Here is a 3,805-nt window from a genome sequence, read left to right as displayed (position 1 = left end):
GGACGGGAGTCGGGGCGGGGCACGAAGACGGGGGCCTCGTCCTGGTAGAACATCTCGATGTCGGCCTCCTCGCCGCCGACGATCAGGGTGTCCCAGGCCCCGCTCTCCCGCAGGGTGCGCAGCGTCCCCGGCTCCAGGGCGGAGAGGTGGGCCCGCAGGCTGCCGTCCGTCGGCAGCCCCGGCAGGCGGGGCGCCAGCCGCTCGCGGATGGCGGCCATGCGCCCGACCAGCGCGTCCAGGTCGGAGTCGGGGGTCGTCGGGGTGTCGCCGGGCTCCATGCTGCGGGCCACGATGTCCTTGATGGCGCGGGTGACGCCCTGCTCGTCGGTGGCCACCATGGCGTTCCAGGCACGGGACTTGTGCCGGTACTGGAGCATCGACATCGCCGCCTCGTGGCGGATGAAGTCGGCGTCGCGCAGCGGCCGGCCGCGCCACACGCGGGCGAGCGAGCGGGCGAGCGACGTGGCCGAGGCGAGGCCGCTGTTGAGGCCCCGGCCGGGCCAGAAGTGGATGGCGTTCGCCGCGTCGCCCAGCAGGAAGCCGAAGGTGCCGGGCGTGGTGGCGGTGGGGCGGGCGAGCTGGGCCGTGAAGCGGGGGCGCTGCACCATGTCCAGGCGGAACGAGGTGACGGCGGACAGGTCGTCCTCGGGCACGCCGAACAGCTTCAGGCCCTCCAGGATGCGCTTCCACAGCGGCGAACCGCGCAGCAGCGCCGGCAGGAAGAGGGTGCCGTGGGTGGGGCAGACGAACTCGTTGAACTCGCCCCGGGCCATGACGCAGGGGCGGGTGGCGATGCACTCCTCGAAGACCTTGCGCACGGGGTCGATGCCGACCACGTCCTCGGCCTCCTCGCGGGTGAGCCGCATGTTCAGGAAGCCCTCGCCGCGCAGCGAGTTGAGCAGGAACCGGTTCTGGGAGACGGTCAGCAGGACGCTCATCGGATCCGGCAGCGAGGACTTCACGCGCAGGCCCAGCACGATGTCCCGGATGTGTTCGCCGTCGAGGGAGTAGATGGAGGCGTCGGCGGCGCCGAAGCGGTCGGCGTAGTACTCGCGGGTGCGCGAGCGGCCTCCCTCGGCGATGACCAGGGCGTGCTCCCGGACGGTCCGGTCCCGCTGCTCCTCGGGGTCGAAGAGTCGGGGGGCCAGTTCGATGGCCGGCCGGCGGTTGGCGAGGTCCAGCAGTCGGTCCTCGATGCGGGCGATGCGGATGTTGCGCGGCGGGCGGCCGTCCACGGAGTCCGGTCCGACGGGCCACATCTCCGAGAAGTGCGCGGGGTCGTCGAACAGCGCGGAGCGGACCTCCTCGGACAGCGCCAGGTACTGGCGGCTCTGGATGGTCACGACCTGTTGGCGCCGGACGTTGCCGTGCCGCTGGTCCTTCCATACGACGGCCGAGCCCTCCCTGCGCCACCGGGCGTCGTACACGGTGATCCGCACGCGGCCCGCGAGTTGCTCCTCCAGGGCCAGGGCGAAGGCGAGGCCGACCGGGCCGCCGCCGGAGACGGTGACGCGCAGGGTGCCGGGGTCGGCGGCCCGCTCCAGGTGGGGGAGCTTGAGCTGGGAGAGGTTGACGACCGTCTCCATCGCGTCCTGCGCCTCGTAGACGAAGGTCTCGTCACCGATGCGGATGCGGTCGTTGGGGCGCAGCACGTGGCGGGTGACGCGCTCGTCGTTGACGTAGGTGCCGTTGCGGCTGTCGCGGTCGTACAGGACGAACCCGGCGTCCTCCCGGACGATCTCCGCGTGCAGGCGCGAGGCGTTGGGGCTCACGATCACCACGCCGTTGTCGCTCTTGCGGCCGAATGTCAGCGGAGCGTCGCCCAGGATGACGCTCTGACCGGTGAAGGGACCTGTGCGTCCCACGATGACCGACGGCACGTGTGTACTCCTTCTGGATGGGGCTCGGATGGGGTGACGAGCCACCTGCCGGCGGCCCGAGCGGGGTTCACGCGGTGGGTTCGCCCCCGGCGGAGCGGGGACGACGGGTGGGCGGGGCGGCGTGCTACCCCGTCGAGTTCTCCGGCGTCTCCGGTTCGGTGTGCCATCCGGTCGTCGTCCCGTCGCAGGTCACCGAGAACGGCACGGTGTTGGAGACCGTCCCGTCGGGACCCTTGACCTCCACGCCGATCTCGTCGGCGAGGGTGCCCTTCCGCGAGTACGTCGTCAGGCGCACGACGTCCCGGCCCGTGCGGTCGCCGTCGGCGGGGAAGGCGAGGACGCGCCACTCGGGATCGACGACCGAGCCGTCCCGGGAGACCCAGCGGTAGGTGAGTTCGGCGGGGGCCCGGTCCACCGCGAAGGTCGCCGTGAAGGTGGGCGCCGCGTCGGCCGGCGGCGGGCAGAGACCCGCGTAACCGGTGTCCTCGCCCGTCACCGTCACGCGCACCACCTGTCCGGCGGGGGCGCCCCGTTCGCCGTCGTCGGCGGCGTCCCGGGTGTAGCCGTCCCCGGCGGGGGCGTGGTCGCCGGGCTCCCCGCCGGGGACGGCAGGCGCATACGACCCGGTCGGTTCTTCCGCAGCGGACACCTCGCGAAGGCCACCGAGGAGGACCGCCGGATCCTGGACTCCCTGGGCCTGCACACGATCTTCGACTTCCGCAACGCCGCCGACCAGGCGCTGGAGGGTGCGGACGTGGAACTGCGGGGGGTGCGCAACGTCAACCTGCCGCTCACCGACCCCGCCGACGGCGCCGACTTCTGGCGGATGGTGCGCCACGGTCAGCTGGCGCAGTTGCGCGCCGAGTTGGAGGACGGCCGGGCGGCGGGCCGGATGGTGGCGTCCTATCGCATGATGATCCGCGAACGGCGCGACGAGCACGGCCGGGTGCTGCGCTCGCTCGCCGCAGGCAGCGTCCCGGTGCTCATGCACTGCGCGGCGGGCAAGGACCGGGCCGGCCTGACCGTCGCGATCACCCTGCTCGCCCTGGGCGTGGAGCGGGAGGCGATCATCGCGGACTACCTGAAGTCCAACATCGGGGTCAACCGGTACCGGGTGACCCGGGGCAGGAACGCCGAGGGCGGGTTGTCGGACGAGGTCATGGAACTGCTGGCGCCGCTCTTCGACGCCCGGCACGAGTACCTGCAGGCGGCCTTCGACCAGATCGTCCTCGACTGGGGCGACACCGAGACCTACCTGCGCGACGGGCTGGGTGTCGATCCGGAGCACCGCGAGCGCCTGCGCGACTCCTTCCTGCACTGACCGGCCGACCGCTCGACCGCCCGGCCGCGGTGCCGCGCCCCGGGAGGGGACGGCACCGCAGGCGGACGACGGCTCAGCGCTCGCGGATCACCACGAAGTCGGCCAGCGCCCGGAACCGCTCCCGCACCCGATCCGGCATCGACAGATCCTCGATCGCGGCCAGCGCCGCGGTGTGCCGACGCCGCGCCTCGGCCTCGGTCCACCCCCGTCCCCCGGCCTCCTCGATCAGCGCGGCCCGCTCGGCGAACTCCGCCTCGTCGAAGTCCTGGAACTCGGCCGGGGGCTTCTTCGCGTCGGCCGTCAACAGCGCGGTCAGGCGTCGGGCCGCGGCGTTGTCCGCCGCCACCGCCGCCACCACCGGCAGGGACTTCTTGCGCCGGCGCAGGTCGCTCCAGGTCCGCTTGCCCGTGGAACGCGGGTCACCCCAGATGCCGAGCAGGTCGTCCACCGCCTGGAAGGCCAGCCCCAGATCGTGGCCGTAGGCCTCCAGCGCGTCGGCGGTGCGGTCGTCGGCACCGCCCAGGACGGCACCGATGGAGGCGGCGCAGGCCAGCAGTGCGCCGGTCTTGTCGCCCTCCATCCGCAGGCACTCCTCGACCCCGAC

The 3,805-nt window shown here is 73.0% G+C and carries 4 protein-coding genes; 1 reads left to right on the top strand and 3 read right to left on the bottom strand.

What is annotated here, in order from left to right:
• Nucleotides 1-1,880 (bottom strand): FHA domain-containing protein (locus FOE67_RS19345; RefSeq protein ID WP_182666024.1); only part of this gene is annotated, 1,880 nt, incomplete at its 3' end.
• Nucleotides 1,881-2,004: 124 nt separating this feature from the next.
• The gene (locus tag FOE67_RS19340) at nucleotides 2,005-2,382 is read right to left on the bottom strand and encodes a hypothetical protein (protein ID WP_182666022.1); all 378 of its coding nucleotides are present in this window, start codon (nucleotides 2,380-2,382) and stop codon (nucleotides 2,005-2,007) included.
• A 78-nt stretch (nucleotides 2,383-2,460) separates the two neighbouring features.
• On the opposite strand from FOE67_RS19340, the gene FOE67_RS19335 reads away from it, so the two are divergent.
• Nucleotides 2,461-3,201, top strand: coding sequence for a tyrosine-protein phosphatase (locus FOE67_RS19335; RefSeq protein WP_182666020.1), 741 nt, complete (start codon nucleotides 2,461-2,463; stop codon nucleotides 3,199-3,201).
• A 73-nt stretch (nucleotides 3,202-3,274) separates the two neighbouring features.
• On the opposite strand, the gene FOE67_RS19330 is transcribed toward FOE67_RS19335, so the two are convergent.
• Nucleotides 3,275-3,805: polyprenyl synthetase family protein (locus tag FOE67_RS19330; RefSeq protein WP_182666018.1), on the bottom strand; the 531-nt coding region annotated here is incomplete at its 5' end.

It is taken from the genome of Streptomyces calidiresistens (genome assembly GCF_014141525.1).
GTDB lineage: Bacteria > Actinomycetota > Actinomycetes > Streptomycetales > Streptomycetaceae > Streptomyces > Streptomyces calidiresistens.
The sequence above is the reverse complement of the archived record's forward strand: the minus strand, read 5'-3'. Positions and strand labels throughout refer to the sequence as shown.